Below are 17518 nucleotides of genomic sequence, written 5' to 3' on the forward strand. Positions count from 1 at the left end.
TCGCGACAAGGGCGCGTGATTCTTGCAAAACGGCTTCCGCAGATTGACTTGATACGCGAGTCGTGCGCACCTGATACTGCCTGAGCCTAGATATTCACTTGCCGAAATGCTCGTAGAAAAGCAAAAACCCCCGCCACTTTCGTGGCGGGGGTTCTCTAATAATAGCCTGACAATGTCCTACTTTCACACGGGAATCCGCACTATCATCGGCGCTGAGGCGTTTCACTGTCCTGTTCGGGATGGGAAGGAGTGGGACCACCTCGCTATGGTCATCAGGCTTAACCGGTCAACCATCTTGCGGTACGCGCAAGACGGCCAATTTGTAGAGTCGGCTGCTAGATATTTTGTATCTAGCAGCTATCAGCATAATTTGATTGCGCCACCTTCATATTAGAAGGTCGGCATAACTTGGCAAACCCAATCTGACGTCTGTCAAAATTATAGGGTCAAGCCTCACGAGCAATTAGTACTGGTTAGCTTAACTGATTACTCAGCTTCCACACCCAGCCTATCAACGTCCTGGTCTCGAACGACTCTTCAGGGGGCTCAAGGCCCCGGCAAGACTAATCTTGAGACGAGTTTCCCGCTTAGATGCTTTCAGCGGTTATCTCTTCCGCACATAGCTACTCGGCGATGCCACTGGCGTGACAACCGATACACCAGAGGTGCGTCCACTCCGGTCCTCTCGTACTAGGAGCAGGCTCTCTCAATCTTGCAGCGCCCACGGAAGATAGGGACCAAACTGTCTCACGACGTTTTAAACCCAGCTCACGTACCTCTTTAAATGGCGAACAGCCATACCCTTGGGACCGGCTACAGCCCCAGGATGAGATGAGCCGACATCGAGGTGCCAAACACCGCCGTCGATATGAACTCTTGGGCGGTATCAGCCTGTTATCCCCAGAGTACCTTTTATCCGTTGAGCGATGGCCCTTCCATACAGAACCACCGGATCACTTAGTCCTACTTTCGTACCTGCTCGACTTGTCAGTCTCGCAGTCAAGCACGCTTATGCCTATGCACTATCAGCACGATTTCCGACCGTGCCTAGCGTACCTTCGAACTCCTCCGTTACGCTTTGGGAGGAGACCGCCCCAGTCAAACTGCCCACCATACACTGTCCCCAACCCGGATAACGGGCCAAGGTTAGAACCTCAAACACACCAGGGTGGTATTTCAACGTTGGCTCCACGACACCTAGCGGCACCGCTTCAAAGCCTCCCACCTATCCTACACAGATCTGTTCAAAGTCCAATGTAAAGCTACAGTAAAGGTTCATGGGGTCTTTCCGTCTTTCCGCGGGGAGATTGCATCATCACAAACATTTCAACTTCGCTGAGTCTCTGGAGGAGACAGTGTGGCCATCATTACTCCATTCGTGCAGGTCGGAACTTACCCGACAAGGAATTTCGCTACCTTAGGACCGTTATAGTTACGGCCGCCGTTTACTGGGACTTCAGTCAAGAGCTTGCACCCCATCATTTAATCTTCCAGCACCGGGCAGGAGTCACACCCTATACGTCGACTTTCGTCTTTGCAGAGTGCTGTGTTTTTAATAAACAGTTGCAGCCACCGATTCTCTGCGGCCTTATTGGGCTCACCAAGTAAATGGATCACCTACTAAAGGCACACCTTCTTCCGAAGTTACGGTGTCAATTTGCCGAGTTCCTTCTCCAGAGTTCTCTCAAGCGCCTTAGAATACTCATCTCGCGCACCAGTGTCGGTTTGCGGTACGGTCGTATGTAGCTGAAGCTTAGTGGCTTTTCCTGGAAGCAGGGTATCACTCACTTCAGAGGCAAGCCTCCTCGTTATCACGCCTCATCTAAACCCTCCGGATTTGCCTAAAGGGTATGACTACACGCTTGAACCGGGACATCCAACACCCGGCTGAGTTAACCTTCTCCGTCCCCACATCGCACTACATATCGGTACAGGAATATTGACCTGTTTCCCATCAGCTACGCATCTCTGCCTCGCCTTAGGGGCCGACTCACCCTACGCCGATGAACGTTGCGTAGGAAACCTTGCGCTTTCGGCGAGGGGGCTTTTCACCCCCTTTAACGCTACTCATGTCAGCATTCGCACTTCTGATACCTCCAGCAGCCTTCACAAGCCACCTTCACAGGCCTACAGAACGCTCTCCTACCACGTGCAATAAATTGCACATCCGCAGCTTCGGTAACTGGCTTAGCCCCGTTACATCTTCCGCGCAGGACGACTCGATCAGTGAGCTATTACGCTTTCTTTAAATGATGGCTGCTTCTAAGCCAACATCCTGACTGTTTTAGCCTTCCCACTTCGTTTCCCACTTAGCCAATTTTGGGGACCTTAGCTGGCGGTCTGGGTTGTTTCCCTCTTGTGTCCGGACGTTAGCACCCGGTGCACTGTCTCCCAAGCTGTACTCATCGGTATTCGGAGTTTGCAATGGTTTGGTAAGTCGCCATGACCCCCTAGCCATAACAGTGCTCTACCCCCGATGGTAATACTTGAGGCACTACCTAAATAGTTTTCGGAGAGAACCAGCTATTTCCAAGTTTGTTTAGCCTTTCACCCCTATCCACAGCTCATCCGCTAGTTTTGCAACACTAGTCGGTTCGGACCTCCAGTACCTGTTACGGCACCTTCATCCTGGCCATGGATAGATCACTTGGTTTCGGGTCTACACCCAGCGACTGAACGCCCTATTCGGACTCGATTTCTCTACGCCTTCCCTATTCGGTTAAGCTTGCCACTGAATGTAAGTCGCTGACCCATTATACAAAAGGTACGCCGTCACCCTTGCGGGCTCCGACTGTTTGTATGCATGCGGTTTCAGGATCTATTTCACTCCCCTCCCGGGGTTCTTTTCGCCTTTCCCTCACGGTACTAGTTCGCTATCGGTCGATTACGAGTATTTAGCCTTGGAGGATGGTCCCCCCATATTCAGACAGGATTACACGTGTCCCGCCCTACTTGTCGCACGCCTAGTTCTACTACCAACTTTTTCCATACGGGACTATCACCCACTGTGGTCGGACTTTCCATTCCGTTCTGATAAGTCGATAGCTAAAACGTGCAGGCTCCTCCGATTTCGCTCGCCACTACTTTCGGAATCTCGGTTGATGTCTATTCCTCGAGCTACTGAGATGTTTCAGTTCACCCGGTTCGCCTCGCACAGCTATGTATTCACTGTGCGATACCCCTAAGGGTGGGTTTCCCCATTCGGAAATCTCCGGATCAAAGCTAATTTGCCAGCTCCCCGAAGCTTATCGCAGGCTATCACGTCCTTCGTCGCCTGTAATCGCCAAGGCATCCACCACATGCACTTAGTCACTTGACCCTATAATTTTGACACCTCGTGACCGAGGCATCGTCAAGGACTCATATTGAGTATTACGCGTTATGCCAATTTCAATCTCGTTACGAGGTTGAACTTTTGTTGACGCAATCAAATATTGCTGACGGCACGGTATGCCATGAGGCACTTTCCGCCAGCAATGCTGATTTTCGACTCTACAAATTGTTAAAGAACAACAGACGATTCAGTTAGATCGCTGACGAAAGGATTTCCATTCCTTTCGTCAACAATATATTCGAAGTGAATTGGTGGAGGATGACGGGATCGAACCGACGACCCCCTGCTTGCAAAGCAGGTGCTCTCCCAGCTGAGCTAATCCCCCAATTGAATTGGTGGGTCTGGTTGGTCTCGAACCAACGACCCCCGCCTTATCAAGACGGTGCTCTAACCAACTGAGCTACAGACCCCTCGCGAATCTTTGTGAAGCGCGATGGTCGGCCGCAATGCATCAGCCTAGCGCTGACGCATCTGGCCGGCTCACATTTCACACTGTTGTCAATTACAGCCGATAAGAGTGGGCGCTCAAACTTGAGTGCTATTTTCCAGAAAGGAGGTGATCCAGCCGCACCTTCCGATACGGCTACCTTGTTACGACTTCACCCCAGTCACGAACCCTGCCGTGGTAATCGCCCCCCTTGCGGTTAGGCTAACTACTTCTGGCAGAACCCGCTCCCATGGTGTGACGGGCGGTGTGTACAAGACCCGGGAACGTATTCACCGCGGCAAGCTGATCCGCGATTACTAGCGATTCCGACTTCACGCAGTCGAGTTGCAGACTACGATCCGGACTACGACCGGTTTTCTGAGATTAGCTCCCCCTCGCGGGTTGGCAGCCCTCTGTACCGGCCATTGTATGACGTGTGTAGCCCTACCCATAAGGGCCATGATGACCTGACGTCATCCCCACCTTCCTCCGGTTTGTCACCGGCAGTCTCATTAGAGTGCCCTTGCGTAGCAACTAATGATAAGGGTTGCGCTCGTTGCGGGACTTAACCCAACATCTCACGACACGAGCTGACGACGGCCATGCAGCACCTGTGTCCAGGCTCTCTTTCGAGCACTCCTAAATCTCTTCAGGATTCCTGGCATGTCAAGGGTAGGTAAGGTTTTTCGCGTTGCATCGAATTAAACCACATCATCCACCGCTTGTGCGGGTCCCCGTCAATTCCTTTGAGTTTCAACCTTGCGGCCGTACTCCCCAGGCGGTCAACTTCACGCGTTAGCTTCGTTACTGAACAGCAAGCCGTCCAACAACCAGTTGACATCGTTTAGGGCGTGGACTACCAGGGTATCTAATCCTGTTTGCTCCCCACGCTTTCGTGCATGAGCGTCAGTACAGGTCCAGGGGATTGCCTTCGCCATCGGTGTTCCTCCGCATATCTACGCATTTCACTGCTACACGCGGAATTCCATCCCCCTCTACCGTACTCTAGCCATGCAGTCACAAATGCAGTTCCCAGGTTGAGCCCGGGGATTTCACATCTGTCTTGCATAGCCGCCTGCGCACGCTTTACGCCCAGTAATTCCGATTAACGCTTGCACCCTACGTATTACCGCGGCTGCTGGCACGTAGTTAGCCGGTGCTTATTCTTCAGGTACCGTCATTACGCCGAGATATTAGCTCAGCGCGTTTCTTCCCTGACAAAAGCGGTTTACAACCCGAAGGCCTTCTTCCCGCACGCGGCATGGCTGGATCAGGCTTGCGCCCATTGTCCAAAATTCCCCACTGCTGCCTCCCGTAGGAGTCTGGGCCGTGTCTCAGTCCCAGTGTGGCTGGTCGTCCTCTCAGACCAGCTACAGATCGTCGCCTTGGTAGGCTTTTACCCCACCAACTAGCTAATCTGCCATCGGCCGCTCCAATAACGCGAGGTCTTTCGATCCCCCGCTTTCACCCGTAGGTCGTATGCGGTATTAATCCGGCTTTCGCCGGGCTATCCCCCATTACTGGGCACGTTCCGATGTATTACTCACCCGTTCGCCACTCGCCACCAGGATTGCTCCCGTGCTGCCGTTCGACTTGCATGTGTAAGGCATGCCGCCAGCGTTCAATCTGAGCCAGGATCAAACTCTTCAGTTCGATCTTGATAAATTACTCAAAGAATTGAAGTGAACTTCACTTCTATGAGCGTTTAAGGTCCATGAGACCTTGAGTCTTGCGACTCTTGGCACTCGCCTTCAAACGCCCACACTTATCGGCTGTTAATTTTTAAAGAGCTTGCAAACTTTCGTCTGCGTTTTGCTGAACTTGTTTGTTTCAGCAGAGCCTGCGATTATGACTTGTTTTATTAACCTTGTCAACCGCTCGACTATTTTGCTTTTCAAATCCGTCGTCGCGCTTTGCGATTTCTTCTTCGATCAGCAGAGCCTGCGATTATGACTTGTTTTATTAACCTCGTCAACCGCTCGACTACTTTGCTTTTCAAATCCGTCGTCGCGCTTTGCGATTTCTTCTTCGATCAGCAGAGCCTGCGATTATGACTTGTTTTTTATCAACTCGTCAACTGCCTGCTCTTTTTTTCTTTTCTCTGTTTGCTGCCGGCGTTGCGTTTGCGTTGCCTGCTGCAATCAGCGAAGCCAACGACTATAGCACCCTTTTTTTCGTGTGCGCAAGCGGCCTGAGAAATTGGTGGCCCATGCCAAGTCAGCCACCTCTTCATGCAAAGAGTTGGGCACACGCCAACTCGGCATCCTCGCGCTCCAGGATTGCCGGCAATTGCGCTGCCAAGCGGCGCGTGTCTGCCCGCAGCACCTTCTGTTTGACGGCGGCAATCTGCGATGGGTGCATGGAGAAGCTTCGCAGGCCCATCGCCAGCAAGAGTTCTGTGAACGCCGGATCGCCGGCCATTTCTCCGCACACGCTTACGGCCTTGCCAGATTCGCGTGAGCTGGCGATGGCATGGGCAACCAAATGAAGGACCGCCGGATGCCAGGGGTCATATAGATGGGCAACAGCCTCGTCGGCGCGGTCAATGGCGAGGGTGTACTGGATCAAGTCGTTCGTGCCAATGGACACAAAGTCGAAATGGTGCAGGAGCGACTTGACCGCGATGGCCGCGGCGGGCACCTCGATCATGGCGCCCACCTCGACCACTCCATAGGCGCGCCCGGCGTCGTCGAGTTGATGCTTGGCGCGTGCGATCGCCTCCAGGGCCAGGCGCACCTCGCTGACGTGGGCAACCATCGGAATGAGGATGCGTACCTTGCCGAGCGCGCTTGCACGCAGGATGGCGCGGAGCTGCTGCCTGAACATGCCTGGCTCGGAGAGGCTCCAGCGAATGGCCCGCAGGCCCAATGCCGGATTGAGGGCATGCTCATGGCGCAACTCGGTCGCCGAGAGCCGATCCAGCGGCTTGTCGGCGCCTATATCTACGGTGCGGATCGTGACCGGCAGGCCATTCATGCCTTCGACGGCGGCTCGATAGGCCTCGAACTGCTCCTCCTCGCCAGGCAGTTCGCCCCCCCGATTCATGAAGAGGAACTCGCTTCTGAACAGGCCCACCCCGACCGCGCCGGCTGCCAAAGCCGCTGGAGCGTCACCGGGCAGCTCGATGTTGGCGTGCAGTTCGACGCGCTCCCCATCGAGAGTCACGGCCGGCGTATGCCGCAGCCGAGACAGTCGATCCCGCTCGAGGCCGCTCTGCCGCTGCCGGAACCGGTACTCCTCTAGTAGCAAGGGCGACGGATCGACCACGACGACACCGTTGTCGCCGTCGATGACGACCCAATCGTCCTGGCGAATGATGTGGCTGGCTTCGCGCGCGCCGACCACCGCCGGGATGTCCATGCTGCGCGCCACGATCGCTGTGTGAGAGGTGCGCCCGCCAACGTCGGTGATGAACCCGGTGAAGATGCTGCGCTTGAACTGCAGCATGTCGGCCGGCGCGATGTCGTTGGCAACGAGCACCAGCGGGTCTTCGCCGGCAAAGTCGCGCGGGCTGATGCCTGGCGCTGGCGCTTCGGTCGGCAAGGCGGCGCCCCGGCTCATGGCCCTCAGCAGACGCTCGACCACCTGCTCCAGGTCGGCCTTGCGTTCGCGCAGGTAGTCGTCTTCCATTTCGTCGAACTGGCGCGCCAAGACCTCCAACTGCGCCGAGAGGGCCCATTCGGCGTTGTAGTGGCGCTCCTGGATCCATTGCTTGGTGGCGCCGGTCAGTGCCTCGTCGTGCAAGAGCAGCAGGTGGACGTCGAGCAGGGCCGACAACTCACCGGGCGCATCGGCTGGCAGGTCACGCTGCAGGGCGGTCAGTTCCGCGGCCACGGCATCGCGGGCGGTGCGCATGCGATCGATCTCAGCCTCGACCTGGCTGTCCTCGATGAAGTAGTGGGCCACGTCGACGCGGCTGGACGCCACCAGCACCGCACGACCGATGGCCACCCCACGTGAAACCGGCAAGCCGAAGACCTGAAAGCTCATGCAAACGATCGTAGCAGCGCGCACTCCGCGCCGCCCGGGGAACGACCCGGCCGTGTGTCACCACCGCGTCATCGTGAGTTCACGCTCACGTCACGGCCGCCGGCGACGATCGACATGCGATTTCAAGGAGAAACCCATGCGGGATCTGCCCCTGCCGACGATGCCCATCTCCACGCTGCGTGCCGACACGCCACGGAGGTCACTTCACCCTAGCCAGCCAACGACCGCACCGGTCCGTCCTCACGCTGCTGAGTTTCAAGTGGTTTGGGCACGCGATGAAAGAGACGTTCGGCAGGCGCAGCAGCTAAGGCACCTGGTCTTCGCTGAAGAAATGGGCGCACGCCTGAGCGTGCCGCAGGGATCACCACCCGGGCACGACATCGACATGTTCGACCCGTTTTGCGAGCACCTGTTGGTTCGCGCGCAGGGCAACGGAAGCGAGCCCGGGCCGGTGATCGGCACATACCGCGTGCTCACGCCCGATTCGGCCAAGCGGGTGGGCGGCCTCTACAGCGACACCGAGTTCGACCTCACCCGCCTGCGCCCACTTCGTTCGCGCATGGTCGAGCTCGGGCGTTCGTGCGTGCATCCGGACTGGCGCTCGGGCGGCGTGATCATGGCGCTCTGGGGTGCGCTGGCGGAGTTCATGGTGCGCAACCGCCTGGACACGATGGTGGGCTGCGCCAGCGTGAGCATGCGCGACGGCGGGCATTTCGCTGCGAGCCTGTGGGAGCAGTTGCGCCGCACGCACCTCGCGCCGATCGAACTGCAGGTGATGCCACGGTTGGCCTTGCCGGTCGATGATCTACAGAAAGACCTGGAGGTCGAGGCCCCCGCGCTGATCAAGGGTTACCTGCGTTGTGGCGCCAAAGTGCTGGGCGCTCCCGCCTGGGACCCGGACTTCAACACGGCCGACCTGCCCATGCTGATGCGCATTTCCGACTTGCCGGCCCGCTACCGCAAACACTTTCTCGGCGCGTGAGGCCGGGGGCGATCACTCGCCCTCGCCGAACTTGTCGTTGATCAGGGCCACCAGCGCGTCCATCGCGGCCTGCTCATCGGGGCCTTCGGTCTCGATCTCGACTTCGCTACCGATACCGGCCGCCAGCATCATCACGCCCATGATGCTCTTGGCGTTGACGCGGCGCGCGTTGCGGCTCATGAAAACCTCTGACTGAAAGCTGCTCGCCAGCTTGGTGAGCTTGGCCGAAGCGCGCGCGTGCAGGCCGAGCTTATTGCTGATGCTGATGCTTGTTTTGATCATTGGCGCCAGGTTTGTAGGCTTGGTTCTGCGGCCGCGAGGTGGCCACCTGCATGACGCCCTGGGTGGCACCCGCCACGGCGCGCGCGATGACGGCATCGAGCGACTCGTCGGCATAGCACAGGGAGCGCCAGAGCATCGGTACGTTCACCCCGGCGATCACCTTGACGTGGACTCCGTCGGCCAGGCGCTGCGCCACGTTGCAGGGCGTCGCGCCGAAGACATCGGTGAATATGAGCGCATCGGGCCCGCCCACCTGTGCGAGTAGCGCACGCGCGCGCCCCTCGATGACCTCGACCGAGTCTTCGGGCAACACATCGAGCGCCTCGAGCCGGCGCCCGCAATCAGGGAAGGTGTGCTGCGCCACCGCCTTCAGCGAAGACGCCAAAGGGGCGTGCGCAATGATCAACAGGCCGGGCATGCAGGAATTATGAGAGCTTCGACCCGCCAGGCATGCGAACGGGTGGATGCACCCGCATCACTCGCCACAAAAACCACACATGGGCCCACATCGGAAGTCAACGCGCCGCGAGGCACTTCGGCTGACATCTCGGCCCGCCATCGCCCGACGCCCCTTCAGTTCGATGGCCATCCGATGTTGTCGAAGAAATTGGCAACTGCCTCGCCGTCGAGGCCGCCGCCCATCACCGTCGCCTGATACACCCACGCGCCGCGGCTGAAGAAGCCGATCTCCTGCGTCACCGCTTCGCCGCCGGGCATGCGCCCCTGGACGCGCACCCGCTGCGCCAGGGGGTTGGGCGTCATCCCTTTTACGACCCAGGGCCCGAGCGTTTCGGCGCGACCCTCGATGTTGGCAAGGGCCGCCGCGCGTAGCGCCTCGATCGCGGGCGCCATGCGCGCCGGGTCGGACATGTCGGCGTAGGACAGCGCCCAGGTCGCAGTGCCTGCGCGGCACACGAGCATGTGCATGCGAACCGGAGCCCCGGCCAAGGCCAGCGTGCGGTGTTCGGTGCTCGGCTTGCACGGGAACAGCAGCATCACCCCGCTCGACTCGGGCCGAACCTCGCGCCAGTCGAGCGTTGGAGTGCAGGCGCTCAACACGCCCACCAACAACGCCACCGTGGGCACACTCTGAAGGGCACGTCGGCCCCGGGCTAGACGACTCAGCATCGGGCGATTATCGGAGCCGCTGGAGGACACAATCGGCCAGATGAGCGCACACACCCCCACACCCAGCCTGACACCTCAGCCCCTGAGCGGGATCCGGGTTCTCGACCTCTCCCGCGTGCTGGCCGGCCCCTGGTGCACGCAGACACTGGCTGACCTCGGCGCCGACGTGATCAAGATCGAGCGCCCGATGAGAAACGGCAGCGGTGGCGACGATACCCGCGGCTGGGGCCCGCCGTTCCTCAAGGACCGCGACGGCCACGACACCGCCGAGGCAGCGTACTACCTGGGCACCAATCGAAACAAGCGCTCCATCACCGTCGACATCGCCCAGCCGGAAGGCCAGGACCTGATCCGCCGCCTGGTGCGCGATTGCGATGTGTTCATCGAGAACTTCAAGGTCGGCGACATGGCGCGCTACGGTCTGGATGGGGCCAGCCTGCGCGCCGAGCAGCCTAGGCTCGTCTACTGCTCGGTGACGGGCTTCGGCCAGACCGGCCCCTACCGGGAGCGCGCGGGCTACGACTACGCCGTGCAGGGCATGGGCGGCCTCATGAGTGTGACGGGCGAACGTGACGACCTGCCGGGCGGCGGGCCGCAGAAGGTGGGCGTGGCGGTCGCCGACCTCTTCACGGGCATGTATGCCACCGTGGCGATCCTGGCCGCGCTGCGCCACCGCGATGCCACCGGCGAGGGCCAGGCTATCGACATGGCGCTGCTCGACACCCAGGTCGCGATGCTGGCCAACCTGGGCGCGAACTACCTCACCACCGGCACCGCGCCGCGACGCGTAGGCAACGCCCACCAGAACATCGTGCCCTACCAAGTGTTCGAAACGGCCGACGGGCACCTGATCCTGGCCGTGGGTAACGACAGCCAATACGCCAAGTTCTGCGAGGTGGCCGGGCGCCCCGACCTGGCCCAGGACACCCGCTTCATCAGGAACGCCGACCGCGTGCGCCATCGAGACGCGCTCGTGCCGCAGCTGGCGGAGGTTTTCAAGACACGCACGAAGCAGGATTGGTTGAGCGCGCTCGAGGCCGCCAAGGTGCCCTGCGGTGCCATCAACAAACTGGACGAAGTGTTCGCCGACCCGCACGTTCAATCGCGCGGCATGACAGTGGCCATGCCTCACCCGCTGGCCGACGACCTTCGGCTGGTCGCCAGCCCCATGAAGTTCTCGCAGACCCCGGTGCAGTACCGCCGCCCGCCACCGCTGCTGGGCGAACACACACGTGAGGTACTCGAAGAGTTCGGCTGGACATCGGCCGAGATCGACGGCCTCCGTGCGCGCGGCGTGATCTGAGCCATTCAGCAGGCGGATGCCCCGGTACCCGCGGCGCGCAAGCTCGGTGCCAAGTGCCCCCCACCTACGGGGGAAATGGCAGCTACCCTCTGCCGCGAGAGGCCGATCTGCTGTGACACTTACGGCGTGCAACATTTGGCACGTCGCGAGACACATCAAGGCGCTCTTCCATGGACATGACCGAACTGAACCGTGCTCCAGCCTCGTCGGACCCAACCGCCGAAGCCGTGATGCTGGGGGCGCCTGAGCACTGGCGCGACGTCATGGGCGAATTGAGCGCCGAGATCGCCGGGCCGCTGACGGCCGCCCTCGATCGCGTGCAGATCCTCGCCACCACCGGCCGCATCGATCGGTCGAGCTTGCGAGCGCTGGGCGATGAGATCCAGCGCGCCCGCCAGATCAGCATGTCAGGCCAGCAGATCGCCCGGCTCGCCTCCGGCCAACTTCGGCAAACGCCGGAGCGACTGCCACTCACTGACACCCTGAAGGATGTGCTCACTCAGCGCGTGCGCGAGATCAAGGCGCGCAACATTCACGTCCGGCAGGTGCTTCGCCCGGCCGAAGTGATCGTGGACGCCTCGCTGCTGTTCAGCTTGCTCAACACCGCGCTGAGCTGGGCCATGGAACTGGCGCAATCGAGCATCGAGTTCCGTGTGGACATCAAGACCTGGCCCGCCCACGCGCGCGTGATCGCGAAGTTCAGCTACCGCCCGGCCGACCAGGCCGTGGATGCGACCGCCGAAGACGCCCTGCAGGCCCGCCTCGATTCGATGAGTTGGCGACTGCTTCAGCAAACCGCGTGGACCATGGGCCTGCCGATCGAGCGCAAGACCGAGGGCGCCGATGTGCTGATGACGCTGGAGTTCCCGCGCACCGTGAGCAACGAACTCGAAGGCGTGAGCGCCATCGAACTCGACCAGGGCTTCTCGCCCTCGCTGCAGAACAAGCCCCTGTCGGGCAGCCAGGTGCTCGTGGTGGCCTCGCGCCGCGACGTGCGGGTGCAGATACGCGACGCGATCCGCAACATGGGCCTGATCGTGGATTTCGTGAATTCGGTGGACGAAGCCCGCGAGTTCTGCCGCGGCGGGCTACCGCACGCGATCGTGATCGAGTCGGTGCTGCGCGGCGACCGCTTCAACCAGCTGCGCAGCGAGGTCGACACCGGTGGCGCCGAGGTGGCCTTCATCGAGATCATCGAAGAAGGCAGCACCTTCGAGATCTCCGGCTTCGGTGGCTCGAACATCGCCCGCGTCGGGCGCGACGCGATCCTCGCGTCGCTTCCGTCAGCGCTTATGTTCGAGCTGGCGAAGACCGTCTGACGACAGTTCGGCGCGACGACCTCAGCGCGACTACTTCAGGCTGCCGAACACCTTTTGCACGATGGCGCTGCCGGCCGCGGCCGGGTTGGCGCGGATCTTCTTTTCTTCCTCGCCGATCATGAGGAACAAGCCGTCGAGGGTCTTCTCCGTCACGTAGGAGGAGACGTTCGCGTCCTGCTGCTTGATCAGGCCAAAGCCAGCCGCCTTGCCGGCGACGGCGTTGTACTTGTCCACGAGCGCGACCTTTTCAGTGGCCTTGGTGACGATGGGCAAGAACTTCTCGGCCAGCGGCGCCCGGGTCTTGGTCGCGAAGAAGTTGGTGACCGAGTTGTCACCCCCGCTGATGACCTGCTTCGCGTCTTCCACGCTCATGTCCTTGACCGCGTTGACGAGCAGCACCTGCGCCTCGGGGACGGCCTGTTCAGCCGCGCGATTCATGGCCACTTCGAGTTCTTCGACGCGCTTTTGTTGTCCGGTGGCCTTGAGCAGGCCGGCCGCGTCGTTCAAGGCACCGGGCAAAGGAATGCGGACCTTCGGGTTGCCGAGAAAGCCATCGGGCTTGCCCAGCATGTTCACGGCCGCCACGGCGCCCTTTTCCAGGGCCACGCGAATGCCGCTTGCGGCGTCAGTCTCGGAGATGCCGGCGGCCTGCACGTTGGACATGACACCCAGGCCAGCGACCGACACCAGGGCCGACGTAAACTTTCTGCGCTGCATGAAAGCACTCCGTTGAAATTGACTCCGCATCTTGCCGTCGGGCTGTTCGTCTTGGCAATTGGCGCCACAGCAGCCCTCTGCTTTCATGGGCATTCCTCGAACGCGCCCGACGTGGCCTATACGCGGCTCGACGGCACGCCTGCGCGGTTGTCCGCTGCGGGGCAAGGTGGTGCTGGTGAACTTCTGGGCCACCACGTGCGCGGTGTGCGTGAAAGAGATGCCACAACTCGCTGCCACGCACCGTCGTTTCAGTGCGCGGGGCCTCGAAACTCTGGCAGTGGCGATGCGATACGACCCGCCCGCCGCGGCAGTGAATTTCAGTGAATCGCGCCGGCTCCCGTTCTCGCTCGTGATCGACAACACCGGCGATGTCGCAGACAGCTTTGGCGGCGTGGCGGCAACGCCCACCACGCTGCTCATCAACAAGCGCGGCGAGATCGTCCGGCGATATGTCGGCGAACTGGACTTCGATGCGCTGAATGCGCAGCTCGAGACACTGCTCAGCGAGACCTGATCAGCCCTAAAGCATCCAGTCGATGGGCAGCAGCGAAAGGAAACCGACCCAGGCGCGCTTGAAGGCACCCACGCCCGGCTCGCTGGTGTACTGCCGGGTTTGCGCTCCGTCTCGCTCGGTCCAGACGAGGCTGTCACCGTCGGGCGAAAGACCGACCTCGTAGGCAGCCGCCGGGATGGCGTCATCGAAGGCCGAGGACAGCGCGCGCGCCAGGGTCGGGCTGTCCACAACCATGCCGAGTTCGGTGTTGAGCAGCGCCGAGCGCGGGTCGAAGTTGAACGAACCGACGAAGACCCGGCTGCCATCGACAGCGAAGGTCTTGGCGTGCAGGCTCGCCGCCGAGCTGCCCGCCACGCCGCCCCCCTTGTTCGGCGGGGGCGCGCCGGGCCGGCGGCGCAACTCATAGATCTTCACGCCGGCCTGCAGCAGCGGCCTGCGCCATTTGGCGTATCCGGCATGGACGGGTGCCACGTCGTTGGCTTCGAGCGAGTTGGTGAGGATGCGGACCTTCACGCCCCGCCGCGCCATCTGCGAGAAGGCATCGACCACCAACTGCCCCGGCACGAAGTAAGGCGACACCAGATCGACCCCGCGCTGCGGTTCGCCCAGAACCTCTCGCAATTGCGTGATCAGCAAGCCCTCGGCCGATGCCTTGTCGAGCGCCTTGGCGGGGTCGTCGCTCACCAGATGGGCGCTCGACCACTGCATGGCCACGCGTTGCTGCTCCAGCATGCGCGCGAGCAAACTCTGGCGGACCGCGTCGGTATAGACAACCGCCTCTGGCGCGGCGGCGCGCCCGGCGGCGGCGGCGCCAAACCCGGCCAGCGCCTCGGCATCGGCGCGCGGCCCGATGCGGTCGAACGGATAGGCCGAGTCGCTCGCCCAGTAGGCATCGAACCTGTTCGACACATCGGCCACCACCGGCCCGGCGGCGGCGACATCGAGATCGACGAAACCCACGCCTTCGCCGGCACCGAAGTATTCGTCGCCTACATTGCGGCCGCCGACGATGGTGACCTGGTTGTCGGCGGTGAATGACTTGTTGTGCATGCGCCTGTTCAGGCGCGAGAAGTCACCGACGTAGCCCAGCGCCCGCGAACCTCGGTTGACGAAGGGGTTGAAGAGGCGCACTTCGATGTTGGGGTGCGCATCGAGCGCGGCCAGCGTGGGGTCCAGGCCCGAGGTGTTGGCGTCGTCGAGCAGCAGGCGCACGCGCACGCCACGCTCCGCCGCTTCGAACAGGGCATCGAAGAGCAGCCCGCCCGACAGATCGTTGCGCCAGATGTAGTACTGCACGTCGAGGCTGCGTTCGGCGGCGCGCGCCAGCAGAACCCGTGCGGCGAAGGCATCGCGCGCATTCTGTAGCGGGAAGATACCGGTCAGGCCACGATGGGCTGCCGCCTCGGGGGCCACAGCCCGGCCCAGCCGAGTGTCGGCCGTGTCGGTGAGAGCGGTGGACGCCGGGCGGTCGGCCAGCTGCGGCAGGCTGCCGCAGCCGCTCAGCGCCACAGCCAGCGCCGCGAGGCCGGCGCCCACCCAGCGGCGGCCCGGCGTGACGAATGGATCAAGCGACGGCGCCGACACCCGCATGGGCGGCCTGCTGGTCGGCGTGGTAGCTGCTTCGCACCATGGCACCCACGGCAGCATGGGTGAAGCCCATCTTGTGCGCCTCAGCCTCGAACATCTTGAAGGTGTCGGGGTGCACGTAGCGGCGCACCGGCAGGTGGTGGCCGCTTGGTGAGAGGTACTGGCCGATGGTGAGCATGTCGATGCCGTGCTCGCGCATGTCACGCATCACCTGCAGGATCTCTTCGTCGGTCTCGCCCAGGCCGACCATCAGGCCGCTCTTGGTTGGCACGTGGGGCGCGAACTCCTTGAAGCGCTTGAGCAGGTTGAGCGAGTAGGCGTAGTCGGAACCGGGGCGCGCCTCTTTGTACAGGCGCGGGGCCGTTTCCAGGTTGTGGTTCATCACGTCGGGCGGCGCGGCCTTCAGTATTTCCAGCGCACGGTCCATGCGACCACGGAAATCCGGCGTGAGGATCTCGATGCGCGTCTGCGGAGAGAGCTCGCGCACCTTGCGGATGCACTCCACGAAGTGGCCCGCGCCGCCATCGCGCAGATCGTCGCGGTCGACGCTGGTGATCACCACGTACTTGAGTTTGAGCGCCGCGATCGTCTTGGCAAGGTTCTCTGGCTCGTGGACGTCCAGCGGGTCAGGCCGGCCGTGGCCGACATCGCAGAACGGGCAGCGGCGGGTGCACTTGTCGCCCATGATCATGAAGGTGGCCGTGCCGCCGCCGAAGCACTCACCGATGTTGGGGCATGAGGCCTCTTCACAGACCGTGTGCAGCTTGTGCTCGCGCAGGATCTGCTTGATCTCGTAGAAGCGGCTGTTTTGCGTACCGGCCTTGACGCGGATCCAATCCGGCTTCTTGAGCTGCTCGGCGGGAACGATTTTGATCGGGATGCGCGCCGTCTTGGCCTGCGCCTTCTGCTTGGCCGTGGCGTCGTACGACGCCGGCTCCTGGGCTTGGTGGACGACGTTCTCGGTCGACATGGTGGGTGACTTTCTCAGCGCAGGTGCATTGCCAGGCGGTCGCCCAGCTGTCGGGCCGCGTCGGCCCACTCTGCAGAAACGCCCAGTGTAGCGAGATCGACTGTTTTCAGCCCCGCGTAGCCGCAAGGATTGATGTCTTCGAAGGGTCCCAAATCCATGGCCACGTTGAGCGCAACGCCGTGATAGCTGCAGTGTCTGCTCACTTTGATGCCGAGGGCGGCAATCTTGCCGAGGCCGTCGAACGGATCGGCGCGCGGCCCGGTCATCGCAGCATGCCCGAACGGATCGGCCAGATTGACGTAGATGCCGGGCGCGCCAGCGACCCGGTGGCCAGTCACGCCGTAGTGCTCGAGCGTCTTCACGATGCAGTGCTCCAGGCGGTAGACGTATTCCTTCACGTAGATGCCGAGGCGGCGCAGATCGATCAACGGATATGCCACCACCTGCCCGGGCCCGTGGTACGTGACCTGGCCGCCGCGATTGGTCGGCACCAGCGGGATGCCCCGGTCAGCCAGCACATGTTCGGGCTTGCCGGCAATGCCCTGGGTGAAGACAGGATCGTGCTCGCACAGCCAGATCTCGTCGGGTGTTTCTGCAGTGCGCTCCTCGGTGAACGCGCGCATGCGCTCGACCGTCTCGACATAAGGCACCCGGCCGAGCACCTGCACGGTGGGACCGCTCAGAGCACCACCTTGACCATCGGGTGGGTCGACAGCGTGCGGTAGAGCTCGTCGAGCTGCTCGCGGCTGGTGGCGGTGACGGTAATCGTCACGCCCATGTAGTTGCCGCTGCTGCTCGGGCGCAGCTCCACCGTCGAGGCGTCGAACTCAGGGTCGAACTGTTCGGCCACCTGGGTCACGGCGTGCACGAAGCCGTCCACGTTCGAGCCCATCACCTTGATGGGGAACTTCGACGGGTACTCGATCAGCGATTGGTCTGGCGGGATCTCTGGCATGGCTCTATGG

General features: G+C 61.3%; 14 protein-coding genes, 2 tRNA genes and 3 rRNA genes. 5 read left to right on the forward strand and 14 right to left on the reverse strand.

Translation table 11 applies throughout. From position 1 onward, the window contains the following. Window positions 1-164: 164 nt before the first annotated feature. The 6 genes from rrf to ptsP form a co-directional block, all read right to left on the reverse strand. Window positions 165-277, reverse strand: a 5S ribosomal RNA gene (gene rrf, locus AC1KAR_RS07550). A 165-nt stretch (window positions 278-442) separates the two neighbouring features. Beyond that, window positions 443-3319: ribosomal RNA gene (locus tag AC1KAR_RS07555) — 23S ribosomal RNA — on the reverse strand. Between the two features lie 264 nt (window positions 3320-3583). Further along, window positions 3584-3659: transfer RNA gene (locus AC1KAR_RS07560), tRNA-Ala, on the reverse strand. Window positions 3660-3667: 8 nt separating this feature from the next. Then, window positions 3668-3744 (reverse strand) — tRNA-Ile (locus AC1KAR_RS07565). A gap of 139 nt (window positions 3745-3883) precedes the next feature. Further along, window positions 3884-5414 (reverse strand): 16S ribosomal RNA (locus tag AC1KAR_RS07570). Together the 16S, 23S and 5S rRNA genes with 2 tRNA genes alongside form the textbook arrangement of a ribosomal RNA operon. Window positions 5415-5990: 576 nt before the next feature. Beyond that, window positions 5991-7751: a phosphoenolpyruvate--protein phosphotransferase gene (ptsP, locus tag AC1KAR_RS07575; RefSeq protein WP_480316092.1), complete on the reverse strand. Its 1761-nt coding sequence runs from the start codon at window positions 7749-7751 to the stop codon at window positions 5991-5993. 136 nt (window positions 7752-7887) lie between these two features. Between ptsP and AC1KAR_RS07580 the strand changes: the two genes are divergently transcribed. Continuing rightward, complete coding sequence (locus AC1KAR_RS07580) at window positions 7888-8733, forward strand: GNAT family N-acetyltransferase (protein ID WP_480316094.1); 846 nt, start codon at window positions 7888-7890, stop codon at window positions 8731-8733. Between the two features lie 12 nt (window positions 8734-8745). Here the strand turns inward: AC1KAR_RS07580 and AC1KAR_RS07585 are convergent, their stop codons facing one another. The 3 genes from AC1KAR_RS07585 to AC1KAR_RS07595 all read right to left on the reverse strand — a co-directional run bounded on the left by AC1KAR_RS07585 (window position 8746) and on the right by AC1KAR_RS07595 (window position 9942). Further along, entirely contained in the window at window positions 8746-9015 is a 270-nt protein-coding gene (locus AC1KAR_RS07585) for an HPr family phosphocarrier protein (RefSeq protein ID WP_480316096.1), read from the reverse strand. Then, window positions 8984-9433 (reverse strand): PTS sugar transporter subunit IIA, encoded by a 450-nt coding sequence (locus tag AC1KAR_RS07590; protein ID WP_480316098.1) that lies wholly within the window; start codon window positions 9431-9433, stop codon window positions 8984-8986. Before AC1KAR_RS07590 ends, AC1KAR_RS07585 begins: the two co-directional genes overlap by 32 nt. Window positions 9434-9588: 155 nt before the next feature. After that, window positions 9589-9942, reverse strand: coding sequence for a hypothetical protein (locus tag AC1KAR_RS07595; RefSeq protein WP_480316100.1), 354 nt, complete (start codon window positions 9940-9942; stop codon window positions 9589-9591). On the opposite strand from AC1KAR_RS07595, the gene AC1KAR_RS07600 reads away from it, so the two are divergent. The 3 genes from AC1KAR_RS07600 to AC1KAR_RS07610 all read left to right on the forward strand — a co-directional run bounded on the left by AC1KAR_RS07600 (window position 9941) and on the right by AC1KAR_RS07610 (window position 12765). Continuing rightward, window positions 9941-10108, forward strand: a complete 168-nt coding sequence (locus AC1KAR_RS07600; RefSeq protein ID WP_480316102.1) for a hypothetical protein — start codon at window positions 9941-9943, stop codon at window positions 10106-10108. The genes AC1KAR_RS07595 and AC1KAR_RS07600 overlap by 2 nt on opposite strands. Window positions 10109-10183: 75 nt before the next feature. Beyond that, a complete protein-coding gene (locus AC1KAR_RS07605) occupies window positions 10184-11446 on the forward strand; it encodes a CaiB/BaiF CoA transferase family protein (RefSeq protein WP_480316104.1) in 1263 nt (420 codons plus the stop codon). Window positions 11447-11616: 170 nt separating this feature from the next. After that, window positions 11617-12765, forward strand: a complete 1149-nt coding sequence (locus AC1KAR_RS07610; RefSeq protein WP_480316106.1) for a hypothetical protein — start codon at window positions 11617-11619, stop codon at window positions 12763-12765. Between the two features lie 30 nt (window positions 12766-12795). Here the strand turns inward: AC1KAR_RS07610 and AC1KAR_RS07615 are convergent, their stop codons facing one another. After that, window positions 12796-13482, reverse strand: coding sequence for a DUF4197 domain-containing protein (locus tag AC1KAR_RS07615; RefSeq protein ID WP_480316108.1), 687 nt, complete (start codon window positions 13480-13482; stop codon window positions 12796-12798). A 175-nt stretch (window positions 13483-13657) separates the two neighbouring features. On the opposite strand from AC1KAR_RS07615, the gene AC1KAR_RS07620 reads away from it, so the two are divergent. After that, window positions 13658-13996, forward strand: coding sequence for a TlpA disulfide reductase family protein (locus tag AC1KAR_RS07620; RefSeq protein ID WP_480316110.1), 339 nt, complete (start codon window positions 13658-13660; stop codon window positions 13994-13996). A 6-nt stretch (window positions 13997-14002) separates the two neighbouring features. On the opposite strand, the gene AC1KAR_RS07625 is transcribed toward AC1KAR_RS07620, so the two are convergent. Genes AC1KAR_RS07625 through AC1KAR_RS07640 form a run of 4 tightly spaced genes read right to left on the reverse strand, consistent with a single transcriptional unit; the run spans window position 14003 to window position 17508 of the window. Further along, window positions 14003-15586, reverse strand: coding sequence for a phospholipase D-like domain-containing protein (locus AC1KAR_RS07625; RefSeq protein ID WP_480316112.1), 1584 nt, complete (start codon window positions 15584-15586; stop codon window positions 14003-14005). Then, window positions 15561-16553: a lipoyl synthase gene (gene lipA / locus AC1KAR_RS07630; RefSeq protein ID WP_480316114.1), complete on the reverse strand. Its 993-nt coding sequence runs from the start codon at window positions 16551-16553 to the stop codon at window positions 15561-15563. The genes AC1KAR_RS07625 and lipA overlap by 26 nt, the downstream gene beginning before the upstream one ends. Before the next feature lie 14 nt (window positions 16554-16567). Beyond that, on the reverse strand, window positions 16568-17215 hold the full coding sequence (gene lipB, locus AC1KAR_RS07635) for a lipoyl(octanoyl) transferase LipB (protein WP_480317795.1): 648 nt from the start codon (window positions 17213-17215) through the stop codon (window positions 16568-16570). Between the two features lie 17 nt (window positions 17216-17232). Further along, a complete protein-coding gene (locus AC1KAR_RS07640) occupies window positions 17233-17508 on the reverse strand; it encodes a YbeD family protein (protein WP_480316116.1) in 276 nt (91 codons plus the stop codon). Window positions 17509-17518 lie beyond the last annotated feature (10 nt).

The organism is Piscinibacter sp. PDB1-1, assembly GCF_056675995.1.